The sequence below is a fragment of the Comamonas testosteroni genome (genome assembly GCF_014076415.1).
GTDB classification, from domain to species: domain Bacteria; phylum Pseudomonadota; class Gammaproteobacteria; order Burkholderiales; family Burkholderiaceae_C; genus Comamonas; species Comamonas testosteroni_F.
This window is the reverse complement of the sequence record NZ_CP043568.1, coordinates 2,638,181-2,654,410: the sequence shown is the minus strand read 5'-3', so window position 1 is coordinate 2,654,410 and position 16,230 is coordinate 2,638,181. Positions and strand designations below refer to the sequence as shown.

The 16,230-nt window shown below is 61.7% G+C and carries 13 protein-coding genes; 9 read left to right on the top strand and 4 right to left on the bottom strand.

The window, feature by feature from the left end:
- Positions 1-57: 57 nt before the first annotated feature.
- Entirely contained in the window at positions 58-1,398 is a 1,341-nt protein-coding gene (locus F0P97_RS12020; RefSeq protein ID WP_182286896.1) for an MFS transporter, read from the bottom strand.
- 338 nt (positions 1,399-1,736) lie between these two features.
- Between F0P97_RS12020 and cyoA the strand changes: the two genes are divergently transcribed.
- The 9 genes from cyoA (at position 1,737) to F0P97_RS11975 (ending at position 9,587) form a co-directional block, all read left to right on the top strand.
- Entirely contained in the window at positions 1,737-2,792 is a 1,056-nt protein-coding gene (gene cyoA / locus F0P97_RS12015) for a ubiquinol oxidase subunit II (protein WP_182286895.1), read from the top strand.
- Between the two features lie 62 nt (positions 2,793-2,854).
- Positions 2,855-4,861, top strand: a complete 2,007-nt coding sequence (gene cyoB / locus F0P97_RS12010; protein WP_182286894.1) for a cytochrome o ubiquinol oxidase subunit I — start codon at positions 2,855-2,857, stop codon at positions 4,859-4,861.
- Complete coding sequence (gene cyoC / locus F0P97_RS12005) at positions 4,854-5,486, top strand: cytochrome o ubiquinol oxidase subunit III (protein ID WP_182286893.1); 633 nt, start codon at positions 4,854-4,856, stop codon at positions 5,484-5,486. The genes cyoB and cyoC overlap by 8 nt, the downstream gene beginning before the upstream one ends.
- Complete coding sequence (gene cyoD, locus F0P97_RS12000; protein WP_182286892.1) at positions 5,487-5,903, top strand: cytochrome o ubiquinol oxidase subunit IV; 417 nt, start codon at positions 5,487-5,489, stop codon at positions 5,901-5,903.
- 8 nt (positions 5,904-5,911) lie between these two features.
- Positions 5,912-6,700, top strand: a complete 789-nt coding sequence (locus tag F0P97_RS11995) for an SURF1 family protein (RefSeq protein ID WP_182286891.1) — start codon at positions 5,912-5,914, stop codon at positions 6,698-6,700.
- 121 nt (positions 6,701-6,821) lie between these two features.
- On the top strand, positions 6,822-8,123 hold the full coding sequence (locus tag F0P97_RS11990; RefSeq protein WP_182286890.1) for an ATP-binding protein: 1,302 nt from the start codon (positions 6,822-6,824) through the stop codon (positions 8,121-8,123).
- A 15-nt stretch (positions 8,124-8,138) separates the two neighbouring features.
- Positions 8,139-8,675: a response regulator transcription factor gene (locus F0P97_RS11985; protein ID WP_182286889.1), complete on the top strand. Its 537-nt coding sequence runs from the start codon at positions 8,139-8,141 to the stop codon at positions 8,673-8,675.
- Between the two features lie 260 nt (positions 8,676-8,935).
- The gene (locus F0P97_RS11980; RefSeq protein WP_232538217.1) at positions 8,936-9,256 is read left to right on the top strand and encodes a polymerase; all 321 of its coding nucleotides are present in this window, start codon (positions 8,936-8,938) and stop codon (positions 9,254-9,256) included.
- 79 nt (positions 9,257-9,335) lie between these two features.
- Positions 9,336-9,587, top strand: a complete 252-nt coding sequence (locus F0P97_RS11975; protein WP_182286888.1) for a hypothetical protein — start codon at positions 9,336-9,338, stop codon at positions 9,585-9,587.
- A 156-nt stretch (positions 9,588-9,743) separates the two neighbouring features.
- Here the strand turns inward: F0P97_RS11975 and clpA are convergent, their stop codons facing one another.
- From clpA to dnaE, 3 genes are all read right to left on the bottom strand, one after another.
- Positions 9,744-12,068, bottom strand: a complete 2,325-nt coding sequence (clpA, locus tag F0P97_RS11970; protein ID WP_182286887.1) for an ATP-dependent Clp protease ATP-binding subunit ClpA — start codon at positions 12,066-12,068, stop codon at positions 9,744-9,746.
- A 62-nt stretch (positions 12,069-12,130) separates the two neighbouring features.
- A complete protein-coding gene (clpS, locus tag F0P97_RS11965) occupies positions 12,131-12,496 on the bottom strand; it encodes an ATP-dependent Clp protease adapter ClpS (protein ID WP_034349666.1) in 366 nt (121 codons plus the stop codon).
- 199 nt (positions 12,497-12,695) lie between these two features.
- The gene (gene dnaE, locus F0P97_RS11960; RefSeq protein ID WP_182286886.1) at positions 12,696-16,229 is read right to left on the bottom strand and encodes a DNA polymerase III subunit alpha; all 3,534 of its coding nucleotides are present in this window, start codon (positions 16,227-16,229) and stop codon (positions 12,696-12,698) included.
- Position 16,230 lies beyond the last annotated feature (1 nt).

Genomic DNA, 16,230 nt, shown 5'->3' with positions numbered 1-16,230 from the left:
CATCAAGAAAAACGCCCGATGCAAGCACCGGGCGTTTTGAGTGGAGCTTGCAGCCTCTTACTGGTCGCGCGCCTCGATGGCACGGTTGATGCCCAGGGCCGCCAGCGTGCACAAGGCGCCAGACAGCAGATAGATGCCCAGGGCCACCAGACCGAACTTGGCCGAAACGCCCAGGGCTACCAGCGGGGCAAATGCCGCACCGATAAGCCAGGCCATGTCCGTGGACAGGGCCGCACCGGTATAACGGTAGCGCGACGAGAAGTTGGAGGTCACCGTGCCCGATGCCTGGCCGTAGGACAGACCCAGCAGCACAAAGCCCACCAGGATGAACACATTGTTGCCGGTGCTGCCGCTGCCCAGCAGCCAGGGCGCGAGAAAGCTGAAGATGCCGATCAGGCAGGCCATGGTGCCCAGGGTGTTGCGGCGCCCCACTCGGTCCGCCAGCCAGCCCGACAGCATGATGGCCGCGCCTGCCAGCAGCGCGCCGATGATCTGCACCACCAGCACTTCGGTCATGGACTGATCGGAGTACATGGAAATCCAGGACAGCGGGAACACGGTCACCAGGTGGAACAGCGCAAAGCTGGCCAGTGCGGCGAAGGCGCCGATCATCACATTGCGGCCTTCGTTGGCCATGAGGCTGGTCACGCTGATGGGCTCCAGCTCACGCTCCTGCAGAAGCTGGGTATAGGACTGCCCCACCACCAGACGCAGGCGGGCAAACAGCGCCACCACGTTGATGGCAAAAGCCACGCAGAAGGGATAGCGCCAGCCATAGCTCATGAACTCGTCGGCCGTCAGGCTGGAGTACAGATAGGCAAACAGCGCTGCTGCGATGATGAAGCCCAGGGGCGCGCCGAGCTGTCCGATCATCGAGTACCAGCCGCGCTTGTTCTGCGGCGCGGACATGGCCAGCAGCGAGGGCAGCCCGTCCCAGGAACCACCCAGTGCCAGACCCTGACCGATGCGCAGAATCACAAGCGCCCAGACGGCCTTCATGCCTGCGGCTTCAAAGCTGGGCAAAAAGGTCATGCCCACCGTGCAGACGCCCAGCAATAGCAGCGCCAGAGTCAGCTTGGTGGCACGGCCCCAGCGGCGCTGCACGGCCATGGACAGCGCCGTGCCCACGGGGCGGGCCACAAAGGCCAGCGAAAATATGGCAAACGCAGCCAGCGTGCCATCAAGCTTGGACATGTAGGGAAACAGCAGCGAGGGAAACACCAGCACGCAGGCGATGCCGAACACGAAGAAGTCAAAGTATTCGGAAGAGCGCCCGATGATCACTCCCACGGCAATCTCGCCGGGGGTCACATCCTCGTCGGTATCCGCATAGGCCAGGGTTTCCGAGTTCTCATAGTCTTGCTGAGTAAGACCAACGGACGGGTTCATGCTTGTCATAAAGGTACAACTCCTTGTCTTACTTTTCAGTCCCGGGGACGCTTTCCGTTCTACGCCCAAGCATGTGCAGCTGCAATAGAGTTTTTGCCCTGAGCACTGTCAGCCCAGCCCCGTGCGGGCCCGGTTTCTGAGGGTTGATTTGACAATTTCAAGCCCTGTTGGCGCAAAGTTTGCGCACTTTCAAACATGGCTAAACCCTTGTCGCATAGCGCATTTTCAACCACCAACCCTTGACCTTGGACAAAATGTCCAATGGACAACCCCCGGTTTGGTATTACATTTGCCGAGATCCAGTAATCCGCGTTTACACCTAAGCGCGACTTTGTCACGCCCAAAGCATGTTAAAAATCAAGGAAATCCGTGGGCCCGCGTGGCTCTCAGCGGCCGCTTTGACCGCAACCCTCGCCGGTTGCAGCAAGGCCGTCGTCCTCAACCCAGCTGGCGACGTTGCCAAGCAGCAAGGCGACCTGGTCATTACGGCCACTTTGTTGATGTTGCTCATCATCGTCCCCGTCATCTTTTTGACGCTGCTGTTTGCCTGGAAATACCGCCAGTCCAACACCGAAGCCAAGTACGACCCCGAATGGCACCACTCCACCGCGCTGGAACTGGTGATCTGGACGGTCCCCCTGCTCATCATCATCGCTTTGGGCGCCATTACCTGGATCAGCACCCACAAGCTCGACCCCTATCGCCCCCTGGACCGCATCTCCGCCACCAAGGCTCTGGACCCCAGCGTCAAGCCTCTGGAGATCCAGGTCGTGTCGCTGGACTGGAAATGGCTGTTCTTCTACCCCGAGCAAGGCATTGCCACCGTCAATGAAGTGGCTGCCCCGGTGGATCGCCCCATTCACTTCAAGCTGACCTCCACCCACACCATGAACGCGTTCTACGTTCCTGATCTGGCCGGCATGATCTACACCATGCCCGGCATGCAGACCGAACTGAACGCCGTGATCAACAAGCCCGGTGTCTATGGCGGCAAGTCCTCTCACTACAGTGGCGCTGGTTTTGCGGGCATGACCTTCAAGTTCCACGGCCTGGAAAACGAGCAGTTTGATCAGTGGATTGCCAAGGCCAAGACCGAAGGCAAGGCCCTGACGCGCGATGCCTATATCGATCTGGCCAAGCCCAGCGAGCGCAATCCCGTTGAACGCTTCGCCAGCGTGGACGAAGGCCTGTACCACAAGGTCCTCAACCGCTGCGTGGAAGACGGCAAGATGTGCATGAACGAAATGATGGCCATCGACGCCGCCGGCGGCAAACCACCTGCACACCACAGCAAGACCTCCAGCGTTCCCCTGCCCCTGGATGTCTGCACTTCCAAAGACGCTGACCGCGTTGTCGCCCTGCTCGACGAAGTCGCCGCCTCCGGAGCTGTCGCACAGCAATAAGTAGTTCACGGCGCGGATGCGCTCACCGCTCAGCCGCTCCAATACGACAGAAGAGACTCAACATGTCTGAAACAACAACCCCGGCCTCCCACTGGCTGTTGGGCCGTATCACATGGGACCAGATTCCCATGACGCACGAGCCCATCGTGCTCTTGACCTTTATTGCCGTGGTGCTTGGCGGCCTCGTCGTGGTCGGCGGCATCACCAAATTCCGCCTCTGGGCTCCGCTGTGGAACGACTGGATCACCTCCATCGACCACAAGAAGATCGGCATCATGTACATGATCCTCGGTCTGGTCATGTTCCTGCGCGGCTTTGCCGATGCCGTGATGATGCGCCTGCAGCAGTCCATGGCCTTCGGCGACAACATGGGCTACCTGCCTCCTCACCACTACGACCAGATCTTCACGGCCCACGGCGTGATCATGATCTTCTTCGTGGCGATGCCCTTCGTGACCGGCCTGATGAACTATCTGGTTCCTCTGCAGATCGGCGCACGCGACGTCTCCTTCCCGTTCCTGAACAACTTCAGCTTCTGGATGACCACCGGCGGCGCCGTGCTGGTCATGATCTCCCTGTTCCTGGGCGAGTTCTCCACCTCCGGCTGGCTGGCTCTGTCCAATCTGGGTCACCAGAGCGGCAGCACGGGTCTTGATTACTACATCTGGGGCCTGCAGGTCGCCGGTGTGGGCACGACCTTGTCAGGTATCAACCTGATCGTGACCATCATCAAGATGCGCGCTCCCGGCATGAACCTGATGAAGATGCCCGTCTTCACCTGGACGGCCCTGTGCACCAACGCCCTGATCGTGGCCTCCTTCCCCGTGCTGACCGCAGCCCTGGTGCTGATGTCGCTGGACCGCTACGTCGGCACCAACTTCTTCACGAACGAGCTGGGCGGCAACCCCATGCTGTACGTGAACCTGATCTGGATCTGGGGCCACCCAGAGGTCTACATCCTGATCCTGCCCTGCTTCGGCGTGTTCTCCGAAATCGTGGCAACGTTCAGCCGCAAGCGTCTGTTCGGCTACACCTCGATGGTCTACGCCACCGTGTGTATCACCATCCTGTCCTACCTGGTGTGGCTGCACCACTTCTTCACCATGGGCTCGGGTGCCAGCGTGAATACCTTCTTCGGTATCACCACGATGATCATCTCCATCCCCACGGGCGCGAAGATCTTCAACTGGCTGTTCACCATGTACCGCGGCCGCATCCGCTTCTCGGTGCCCATGCTGTGGACGGTGGGCTTCATGGTCACCTTCGCCATTGGCGGCATGACCGGCGTGCTGCTGGCCGTTCCTCCCGCGGACTTCGTGCTGCACAACTCGCTGTTCCTGATCGCCCACTTCCACAACGTGATCATCGGCGGCGTGGTGTTTGCCGTGTTTGCCGGCATCAACTACTGGTTCCCCAAGGCTTTCGGCTTCCGACTCAACGAGTTCTGGGGCAAGGCTTCGTTCTGGTTCTGGCTGGTCGGCTTCTGGGTTGCCTTCACTCCCCTGTACATCCTGGGTCTGATGGGCGTGACTCGCCGTGCCAACCACTTCGACGATCCCTCGCTGCAGATCTGGTTCATCATCGCTGCCTGCGGTGCCGCCCTGATCGCTGCCGGTATCGGCTGCTTCTTCATCCAGCTGGCCGTGTCCATCTGGAAGCGCGACGAGCTGCGTGACGTGACCGGCGACCCATGGGAAGGCCGTACCCTGGAATGGGCCACCTCCTCGCCCCCTCCCCAGTACAACTTCGCCTTCACCCCCGTGGTGCACGACATCGACGCCTGGACCGACATGAAGAAGCACGGCTATCAGCGTCCGCTGAGCGGCTTCGAGCCCATCCACATGCCCGCCAATACCGGCGCCGGCGTGGTGATTGCCGGCCTGTCCACCGTTCTGGGCTTTGCTCTGATCTGGCACATGTGGCCTCTGGTGATCGCTTCGTTCGCCGCGACCATCCTGGCCTCGATCATTCATACCTTCAACTACAAGCGTGACTACTACATCCCTGCGGTCGAAGTGGCCACATCGGAAGAAGCACGTACCAAGCAGCTTGCAGCAGCCCATGTCTAATACACATATCAACGCTGGCGGCTCGGCCGCCCTGGCTACTCGCGAGTACCACCTCGCGCACGAGCCCCATCCGGAAAACGGCACCTCGCTGGGCTTCTGGCTCTACCTGATGAGCGACTGCCTGATCTTTGCCGCACTGTTCGCCACCTATGGCGTGCTGGGCCGCAGCTATGCAGGCGGCCCCTCGGGCAAGGATCTGTTCGACCTGTCACTGGTCGCGGTCAACACGGCCTTCCTGCTGATGTCGTCCATCACCTTCGGCTTTGCCATGCTGCAAAAGCAGAAGAAGAACGTGAACGGCACGCTGCTGTGGCTGGCCGTCACCGGCCTGCTGGGCGCAGCCTTCCTGGCCGTGGAACTCTATGAGTTCCACCACCTGATCCATCAAGGTGCAACGCCTCAGAGCAGCGCCTTCCTGTCGTCCTTCTTCACGCTGGTGGGCACCCACGGTATCCACGTGACCTTCGGTCTGGTCTGGCTGATCACTCTGATGATCCAGATCAAGAAGCACGGCCTGATCAACGAGAACGTGCGCCGTATCAACTGCCTGTCCATGTTCTGGCACTTCTTGGACGTGGTCTGGATCGGTGTGTTCACCTTTGTGTATCTGATGGGGGTGCTGTAAATGAGCGCACACGATATCCACGCCGGTCATGACGATCACCACGATCACGATGACCTGCACGTCACCATGGGCGACTATGTGAAGGGCTTCATCCTGGCCGTCATCCTGACTGCCATCCCCTTCTACCTGGTCATGAACAACGTCATCACCGACCGCACCACGGCCGTGGCCGTGCTGGGCCTGTTCGCGGTGGTTCAGGTGCTCGTGCACATGGTGTACTTCCTGCACATGAACGGCAAGATCCAGGGCGGCTGGACGATGCTGTCCACCATCTTCACGGTGATCTTCCTGGCGATTGCGATCTCCGGCACGCTTTGGGTCATGTTCCACATGAACACCAACATGATGCCCGGTCATGAAATGCACCAGGCCGCAGATCACACAGGTCACACGGCTCCCGCAGCTGTCACACCTTGACCGGCCTCATGAAGAACCAGAGCGCTGCGCGGCAGCGCTCTCCCTTCGCCAAGGCGATGCTCGCGTTTGTGGGCATCGCCTTGTTTTTAGGGTTCATGGCTCTGGGCACCTGGCAGGTGCAGCGCCGCGCCTGGAAGCTTGATCTCATAGAGCGCGTGGAGCAGCGCGTGCACAGCGCCCCCGTGGCTTTGCCCGAGCCCGGCCAGTGGCCGCAGATCAATGCCGCCAGCCACGAGTACCTGCCCGTCAAGGCGCAAGGCCGCTGGCTGGACAAGCAAAGCGTGCTGGCCAAGGCCTTGACCGAGGCCGGCGCGGGCTTCTGGCTCATGACGCCGCTGCAGCTGGCCGATGGCACGCAGGTTCTGGTCAACCGCGGCTTCACGCCCGAGAAGCTGCGCGGCCAGTGGCTCAAGCAGATCGCCGAGGCCGACCCGTCCGCCGAGACTGTCACCGTCATCGGCCTGATGCGCATGAGCGAGCCCGGTGGCGGTTTTCTGCGCAAGAACGCCCCTGCCAACAACCAGTGGTACTCGCGCGATGTCGCCGCCATTGCCCAGGCCCAGGGTCTGAGCCGGGCCGCACCCTACTTCATAGACCAGGGCGTGCCTGCCAGCAACCCGGCCCATACCCAGGCGCAGGCCGGCGCCGACAGCGAAGTCCTGCGCCCCGGCATGACGGTCATCCGCTTCCCGAACAGCCATCTGGTCTATGCCCTGACCTGGTATGGGCTGGCCATCATGGTGCTGGGAGCGGCCTGGCTGGTACGCCGGCATGACAAGGCCGCAGCCAGAAGCTGATGCCGACCATTGAAAAGCGCTCCCCGGAGCGCTTTTTTTCGCCCCCTGCAGACTGCTCCTACATCAGAAAGGCATAGCCCCAGAAGCGTCCGTGGCAGGCCTGCTCGGTGACAATTGCACGGTGAGCCAAATTTCCGATTCCCTGTTTCGCGTACAGCGCCTGACCGAGCGGCAGAACATGCAGCTGCTGATTCAGCTGCGCTGGATTGCCGTGGTCGGCCAGGTCGTCACCATCTCGCTGGTGCACTACGGCTTTCAGATTGCACTGCCCCTGCTGCCCATGGCGCTGGTGCTGGTGGCCCTGGTCGCCACCAACCTGGCCTATATCTACTGGAGCCAGGGCCTGCACCGCCCCGTGACCTCGCGCAGCGTCTTCTATGCGCTGCTGGCCGATGTGCTGGCCCTGACGATCCAGCTGTACCTGAGCGGCGGTGCCAGCAACCCCTTTATCTATCTGTATCTGCTGCAGGGCATTCTGAGTGCCGTGCTGCTGCCCGCCCACTACACCTGGTGCGTGGTCGCGGCCTCCTTTGTCGGCGTCATGGGCCTGACCCTGTTTCATCAGCCCCTGCATGTGCAGTTCGCCAGTCAGGAAGGCTTGCCCAGCCTCTACGTGGTGGGCGTGCTCATCAGTTTTGCGCTGACCAGCATCCTGACCATCGTCTTTCTGACCCGCATCGTCGAGAACACGCGCCGCCGCGACAAGCGCATCTCCAATATGCGCCAGCGCGCCAGCGAGGAGGAACACATCGTGCGCCTGGGCCTGCTGGCCACCGGCGCGGCCCACGAGCTGGGCACGCCCATGGCCACCATGTCCGTGATCCTGGGCGACTGGCAGCATATGCCGGCCCTCATGCAGGACGAGGATCTGCGCGAAGACCTGCAGGAAATGCAGCGCCAGCTGCTGCGCTGCAAGTCCATCGTCTCGGGCGTGCTGCTGTCTGCCGGCGAGACCCGGGCCGAGGGCACGGAAAGCACCACGTTTGCGAGCTTTGTGCAGGGCGTGGTCAGCCACTGGCAGGCGCATAACAGCCTGCAGCACTTTGCGCTGCACCAGCAGGGCGTGAAGGACTTCGCCATGCTCTCGGATACTGCATTGCAGCAAATGATTTGCAATTTGCTGGACAATGCCCTCGAAGCCTCGCCCGACTGGGTGGAGCTGACCCTGAGCAGCGATCACGACCAGATACGCATCCAGGTGCGCGACCACGGCCCGGGCTTCGATGCCGCCGTGCTGCAGCAGCTGGGCCAGTGCCATGTCTCCACCAAGCAGGAGCGCCCCGGTCGCGGCCTGGGCCTGTTCCTTGTCACCAACGTGGCCCGCGCCCTGGGCGGCCGCGTTCATGCCGGCAATCTGCCGGCTCAGCAAGGCGGCGGCGCTCTGGTGGAGGTCAGCCTGCCCCAGTCCGCTCTCGCGATTTAAGACATAGTGGTTTGCATGGAAGAAGACCGTTTACTGCTGCTGGTTGAAGATGACGCGGCATTTGCACGCACCCTCAAGCGCTCCTTCGAGCGCCGGGGTTACCGTGTGCTGCATGCCACCAGCGGCGAGGAAGTGCAGCTGCTGCTGACCCAGCACCGGCCGCAATATGCGGTCATGGATCTGAAGCTGGCCGGCAATGCATCGGGCCTGAACTGCGTGCAGATGCTGCATCTGCACAACCCCCATGCGCTGATCGTGGTGCTCACCGGCTACGCCAGCATTGCCACGGCCGTGGAAGCCGTCAAGCTCGGCGCCTGCCACTACCTCGCCAAACCCTCGAATACCGACGATATCGAAGCCGCCTTCGGGCGGGTCGAGGGCCGCACCGACGTGGAGGTCAGCAGCCAGACCACCTCCATCAAGACGCTGGAATGGGAGCATATTCACGAGACCCTGGCCGAGTCCGGCTTCAACATCTCCGAGGCCGCACGCCGCCTGGGCATGCACCGGCGCACGCTGGCGCGCAAGCTGGAAAAGCGCCAGGTCAAGTGAGCGGCATCAAGCCCGAACAGCAATGTTGATAGCTGGCTCCGCTTTTCAGCATTGCCTTTCAAATACAGAAGTATCTGAAATCGTTATGCAGCAAGCGATAACAGCTCCTTTTTTCATTGGTTTCGCGGCCTCGCCCCAATGCACCGGCAGGCGCCCATGAAACAGCAGCAACAGCGGCCACCGCGCCTCATAGGAGCCACCGGCCTCGGCCTGCTGCTTCTGTCGTATGCGACCGCCCCTGGCTGCTTGGGGGCGAAGCCGTGGACCTGGTGCCTTTTCTCTGCGCCCTGGTCTTTGGCTGCTGCCTCATCCGCCCTGTCACGCTTGCCTTCGAGCGCGCGTCCAGGCGTGCCAAGGCCCTGGCCGTCACGCTGCTGGCCCTGCTTGCCGCCGCCATCGCGACCGCCGTGGCCGGCGGCCATGTTCAAAGCTGGCTCGCACATCTGCGCACCATGCCGCTGTGGCAAGCCAACCACCTCTTCTTTTTGTTCTTTGCCTTGCTGCCTCTGACCAAGGGCATCATCGTCGCTGCGCTCAACTTCATCAGCCAGGCCGCACGCGGCACTGCAGGCAAGCCATAGGCAGGCTCCCGTACCGTTTTCTCGCCGCAACCCGGCATTCATGGCTCCACCATCTATAGTTGCTGCGGAGATGCACATCATGAAAACCCTGGGCCGACTTGTTTTCTCCGCCTTTCTGGCACTGCTTGCCAGCATCGCCGTGGCGGCGCTTTTTCTGCCGTTTCACAGCATCTTCCTGCCGCCCGACGGTGTCAGCTGCTTCAATGAGGGCATCTCGGGGTGCATGCGCGCCCTCGAGATAAGCCTGCTGGTTTACGGCCCCTTGTTCTGCATCATCGGCGTTCTGATCGGCACACCGGTCTTCATGCTGCTGCTGTACCTGCGCGATTGATCAGGCAGCTCTGCCCTGGCATTCATGCAGGGCTCTATCGTGGGCCACAGGACGAAAAGAAGAGCAAACCCCGGCCAGGCGCCCAAGAAAAAACCGGCAGTGTTTCCACTGCCGGTCTCTGGCATCAGCGCCCTTCAGGCGGCGCTGGCGAAGGCCTTAGTCGGCCACTGCCTGCTCGGGCTCGGCCTTGGGGGCGTCCTTGGGCAGCTCGGTAATGGTGAGCTTGACATCACCCTTGCCTTCGTTGCCCGCTTCGTCCCAGTCCACCTCCAGGCGTCCGCCATTGGTCAGACGACCGAACAGCAGTTCGTCGGCCAGCGAGCGGCGGATGGTGTCCTGAATCAGACGCTGCATGGGGCGTGCACCCATGAGCGGATCGAAGCCCTTCTTGGCCAGGTGCTTGCGCAGGTCGTCGCTGAAGGTGACCTCCACCTTCTTCTCGGCCAGCTGCTGCTCCAGTTGCAGCAGGAACTTGTCGACCACGCGCAGAATGATCTGCTCGTCCAGCGGCTTGAAGCTGACGATGGCATCCAGACGGTTGCGGAACTCGGGCGTGAACAGGCGCTTGATATCGCCCATTTCATCACCGGCCTCACGCGGGTTCGTGAAACCGATGGTGGCCTTGTTCATGGTCTCGGCACCCGCATTCGTGGTCATGATGATGATCACGTTGCGGAAGTCGGCCTTGCGTCCGTTGTTGTCGGTCAGCGTGCCGTGATCCATGACTTGCAGCAGCACGTTGAAGATATCCGGATGCGCCTTCTCGATTTCGTCGAGCAGCAGCACCGAATGCGGCTTCTTCGTCACGGCCTCGGTCAGCAGACCGCCCTGATCAAAACCTACATAGCCGGGAGGCGCACCAATCAGTCGGCTGACGGCATGGCGCTCCATGTACTCGGACATGTCGAAGCGGATCAGGTCCACACCCAGGATGTAGGCCAGTTGTTTGGCAGCTTCCGTCTTGCCGACGCCCGTGGGGCCGGAGAACAGGAAGGAGCCAATCGGCTTGTCTGGCTTGCCCAGACCCGAGCGCGCCATCTTCACCGCCGACGACAGCACTTCCAGTGCCTTGTCCTGGCCGAAGACCACGCTCTTCAGGTCACGCTCCAGCGTCTGCAGCTTGCTGCGGTCGTCGTTGCTGACATTGGCCGGCGGAATGCGGGCGATCTTGGCCACGATGGCCTCGATCTCGGCCTTGCCGATGGTCTGCTTGCGCTGGGCTTCGGGCGCGATGCGCTGGGCAGCGCCCGCCTCGTCGATCACGTCGATGGCCTTGTCGGGCAGGTGGCGGTCATTGATGTACTTGGCCGACAGCTCGGCCGCCGCCTGCAGGGCTTCCTGCGCATAGGTGATGCTGTGGTGTTCCTCGAAGCGCGACTTCAGGCCCTTGAGGATGTCCACCGTCTCGGCCACCGTAGGCTCGACCACATCCACCTTCTGGAAACGGCGCGACAGGGCCGCGTCTTTTTCGAAGATGCCACGGTATTCGGTGAAGGTGGTCGCACCGATGCAGCGCAACTGGCCGCTGGACAGCGCAGGCTTGAGCAGATTGGACGCGTCCAGCGTGCCGCCCGAGGCCGCACCGGCGCCGATCAGCGTGTGGATCTCGTCGATGAACAGGATGGCATGCGGCTTGTCCTTGAGCGACTTGAGCACGCCCTTGAGGCGCTGCTCGAAATCGCCGCGGTACTTGGTGCCGGCCAGCAGCGCGCCCATGTCCAGCGAGTAGACCACGCCTTCCTTGAGCACCTCGGGCACCGTGCCTTCGGTGATACGCCAGGCCAGGCCCTCGGCAATGGCCGTCTTGCCCACACCGGCCTCGCCCACCAGCAGCGGGTTGTTCTTGCGGCGGCGGCAGAGGATCTGGATGGTGCGCTCGACCTCGTACTCGCGCCCGATCAGCGGATCGATCTTGCCTTCCTTGGCGGCCTGGTTCAGGTTCAGCGTGAACTGCTCCAGCGGCGAGGCCTTTTCATTGCGCTCTCCGGTCGCGCCCTCTTCGCTCTCGGAGGGAGACTCGGCCTTGGCAGGCTCGGGCGGCTCGCCCTTCTTGATGCCATGAGCAATGTAGTTGACCACGTCCAGGCGCGTCACGCCCTGCTGGTGCAGGTAGTACACGGCATGGGAGTCCTTTTCGCCGAAGATGGCCACGAGCACATTGGCGCCCGTCACCTCCTTCTTGCCATTGCCTGTGGACTGCACATGCATGATGGCGCGCTGAATCACACGCTGGAATCCCAGCGTGGGCTGCGTATCCACCTCTTCGGTGCCGTCCACCTGCGGTGTGTTGTCCTTGATGAAGTTGGACAGCGATGAACGCAGGTCGTCGATATTGGCCGCGCATGCGCGCAGCACTTCAGCTGCACTTGGGTTGTCCAGCAGGGCGAGCAGCAGATGCTCCACGGTGATGAACTCGTGGCGCTGCTGACGGGCCTCGACAAACGCCATGTGCAAGCTGACTTCCAGTTCTTGAGCGATCATGTGCGACTCCTTTCGGCTTGCTTGGTTGACTCTCTGCTAACTAATCTGAGGGCGGACTGCGCTTATTCAACAGGCTCGAATGTGGCCTGCAACGGATGGCCCGCTTTCTGGGCCGCCTGCAGCACCTGCTCGACTTTTGTCGCCGCCACATCCTGGCTGTAGACGCCGCAGACACCACGGCCGTCCAAATGAATCTTGAGCATGATCTGCGTGGCCGATTCGCGGTCCTTTCCGAACAGCTCCTGCAGCACGGCAATCACGAACTCCATGGGCGTGAAGTCGTCATTGAGCATCACCACCTGATACATGCGTGGCGGCTGCAGCCGCTGGCGGCGCCGTTCAAGCACCAAGGAATCTCCATCGTCAGGCGTTCTGATCGCTGGCGAGACCGGGGGAATTGATGGGAGTTGGGTAGCCATGAAATCCATTCTAGCGAGCCGTTGCAATGTTTTTGCGCTGGCATATGCATAGCATTGTTAGGGATTTCAAGGCGGCTGAAAGCAAAATTGGCAGAACCAAGGGAAATCCATGGGAATCCCTTGCCCAGCAAGCGCTATGCGCTATCAAAAAATCAGGCTCCTATCCGACATTCGAGTGCAAGCAGCTCGAAAAGGCAGTCCATGCTTTTTATTCATAGACCACTTTGACCTGGCCCGCAGCGGCCGAGCCATACCAGGCGGCCAGTGCGGCATCCGAGGGATAGAAGCGACTGCTCTCGCCCAGCGCCAGCTCGCAACTGGCCGAACCACGCTCATCCCGGCAGATCAGGTCCAGACGTACTTTCACGCCATGGTTGATATTGCCGCTCTCGGTCTCCTCGACCTTGGCCGGGAACTGGCGCAGCAGCGCCGGCACATCGGGCATTTTCTCTCCCACGCTGACCTGCAGATAGCGCGCAAAACGGCAGCGTGCATCGGCCAGACTCCACATCTGTTGCACCTTCATGCGCAGGCCGCCGCTGAAGCGGTCGGGCTGAAGACGGCCCGAAACCACGACAAACTCGTCCTCCTTGAGCACATCGGCACAAGCAGCCATGGTCTTTTCGTCGACCGAGGCTTCGATCACTGCCGACTTATCGTCCAGCGTGAAGATGCTCAGCTTGCCGCGCTGGCCGTTGATGGTGCGCAGTCCGCCGATGATGCCGGCCATGGTCTGCGGCTCGCGGCTGTCGCGCATCTCGCCGATCGGGGTGCGCACGAAGCGGCGCACTTCGGCCTCGACTTCGTCGAACAGATGACCTGTCAGATAGAAGCCGATGGCCGTTTTTTCCAGCGTCAGCTTTTCCTTGACGCCCCAGGGCAGCACATCGGCCATGGGTGGCTCCGCCGTGCTCGAGCCCAGCGCGTCATCGCCCATCATGTCGAACAGACCACCTTGGTCGGCGTTGGCAATCGATGTGGCGGCAAAGCCGAAGGCCGTGTCCAGCGTCGCCATCAACGATGCGCGGTTCATGTCTATCGAGTCGAAGGCGCCGCCCTTGATCAGCGCTTCCACCGTCCGCTTGTTGATGCGGCTGCGGTCCACGCGCAGGCAGAAGTCGAACAGGCTCTTGAACGGCCCCGTCTCGTGGCCGTTGGGGCCTGTGCCCTCGCCGTTGCGCGCAGCCACAATGGCTTCGATGGCTGCCTGCCCCGTTCCCTTGATGGCGCCTAGGCCGTAGCGTATGACCTTGTCGGTCACCGGCTCAAAGCGGTACACGCCGCGGTTCACATCGGGCATCTCGAAAGTGATGCCCATCTTGAGCGCGTCCTCGTACAACACCTTGAGCTTGTCGGTGTTGTCCATTTCCACGGTCATATTGCCGCAGTAGAACTCGGCCGTGTAATGCACCTTGAGCCAGCCCGTGTGATAGGCCAGCAGGGAGTACGCTGCCGCGTGCGACTTGTTGAAGCCGTAGCCCGCGAACTTCTCCATCAAGTCGAAGACCTCGTCGGCCTTTTCCTCGCTTAGTCCGTTCTTGGCTGCGCCTTCGCGGAAGATGGCCCGGTGCTTGACCATCTCCTCGACCTTCTTCTTGCCCATGGCCCGGCGCAGCAAGTCGGCGCCGCCCAGCGAGTAGCCGCCAAGCACCTGGGCGGTCTGCATCACCTGCTCCTGGTAGACCATGATGCCGTAGGTTTCGGCCAGCACCGACTCGACCAGCGGATGCGGGTACTCCACGACTTCCTGCCCATGCTTGCGGGCAATGAAGGTGGGAATCAGGTCCATGGGGCCTGGACGGTAGAGGGCGTTCAGCGCAATCAGGTCTTCCAGGCGCGAGGGCTTGGCCTCCTTGAGCATCTGCTGCATGCCGCGCGATTCAAACTGGAAGACGGCTTCGGTCTTGCCGTCGGAGAACAGCTTGTAGGTCGGGTAGTCGTCCAGCGGAATGTTCTCGAACTGGAAGTTCTCCTGGCCCTTGTGGCGCTTCATGATGAATTCGCGCGCAATCTCCAGGATCGTCAGCGTGGCCAGGCCCAGGAAGTCGAACTTCACCAGGCCCACGGCTTCCACGTCGTCCTTGTCGTACATGGCCACGGCCGAGGTGCTGCCGGGCTGCTGGTACAGCGGGCAGAAATCGGCCAGCCGGCCCGGCGCAATCACCACGCCGCCGGCATGCATGCCGATGTTGCGGGTCATGCCCTCCAGGCTCTGCGCCATCTCGATCAGGGTCTTGACGTCTTCCTCGCGCTCGATGCGCTCGGCCAGGATAGGCTCCTCCTTGATGGCGTAGGTGTATTTGTCGCCTTCCTTGGGCGGGTTGGGCGGGTACTTGAGCGTGACATGCAGGCCGGGCTTGTTCGGGATCAGCTTGGAGATGCCGTCGCAGAAGGTGTAGCTCATGTCCAGCACGCGGCCCACGTCGCGGATGGCCGCACGTGCGGCCATGGTGCCGAAGGTGGCGATCTGGCTCACGGCATCGCGGCCATAGCGATCCTTCACATAGTCGATCACGCGGTCGCGGTTCTGCTGGCAGAAGTCCACGTCGAAGTCGGGCATGGACACGCGCTCGGGGTTCAGGAAACGCTCGAACAGCAGGTTGTATTCCAGCGGATCCAGGTCGGTCACCTTGAGCACATAGGCCACCAGCGAACCGGCCCCCGAGCCGCGGCCCGGCCCCACCGGGCAGCCATTGGCCTTGGCCCACTTGATAAAGTCCGACACGATGAGGAAGTAGCCCGGAAAGCCCATCTTCATGATGGTTCCCAGCTCGAACTCCAGCCGCTCCACATAGCGCGAACGCTGGGCGTCGCGTTTGGCCACATCGGGATAGAGGTGGGCCAGACGTTCTTCCAGCCCCAGATAGGACTCGTGACGGAAGAACTCGTCCATGCTCATGCCATCGGGCACGGGGAAGTTGGGCAGTTGCGGGTTGCCCAGCTCCAGCGTCAGGCTGCAGCGGCGGGCAATTTCCACCGTGTTCTCGATCGCGCTCGGAATGTCGGCAAACAGCTGCTCCATTTCGGCAGCGGTTTTGAAATACTGGTCGCGGGTGAACTTGCGCACCCGCTTGGCATTGCCCAGGATCTCGCCTTCGGCGATGCAGACGCGGGCCTCGTGGGCCTCGTAATCGTCGGGCTTGGCATACTGAATCGGGTGGGTCGCCACCACCGGCAGATTCAGGCGGCTGGCCAGCTTCACGGCCGCCAGCACATGCGACTCGTCATCGGCACGGCCCGCGCGCTGCAACTCGATATAGAAGCGGTGCGGGAACATGGTGGCCAGGCGCTGGGCAATCTCGGCCGCCCCTTTTTCATCACCACGGGTCAGGGCTATGCCCACGGGGCCGGCTTGCGCACCGGACAGCACGATCAGTCCCTCGCCCAACTCCTGCAGCCATTCCCACTTGTGCTGCGCCTGATCACGCACCACATTGCGCGTCCAGCCACGTGCCAGCAGCTCGGCAATATTGTGGTAGCCCTGCTTGCTCTGCACAAGAACGATGATCCGCGAAGGCGGCGCATCGCCCAGCCCTTCGAGCATGATCTCGGCCCCCAGCAGAGGCTTGACACCCTTGCCACGGCCTTCGCGGTAGAACTTGATACCGCCAAACAGATTGTTGAAGTCGGTAATGGCCATCGCCACCTGCCCGTCTTCGGCAGCGGCCTTGATCATGGCATTGACGCGGGTGGTTCCGTCGACGACGGAGAATTCGGTGTGCAGGCGCAGATGGACAAACATG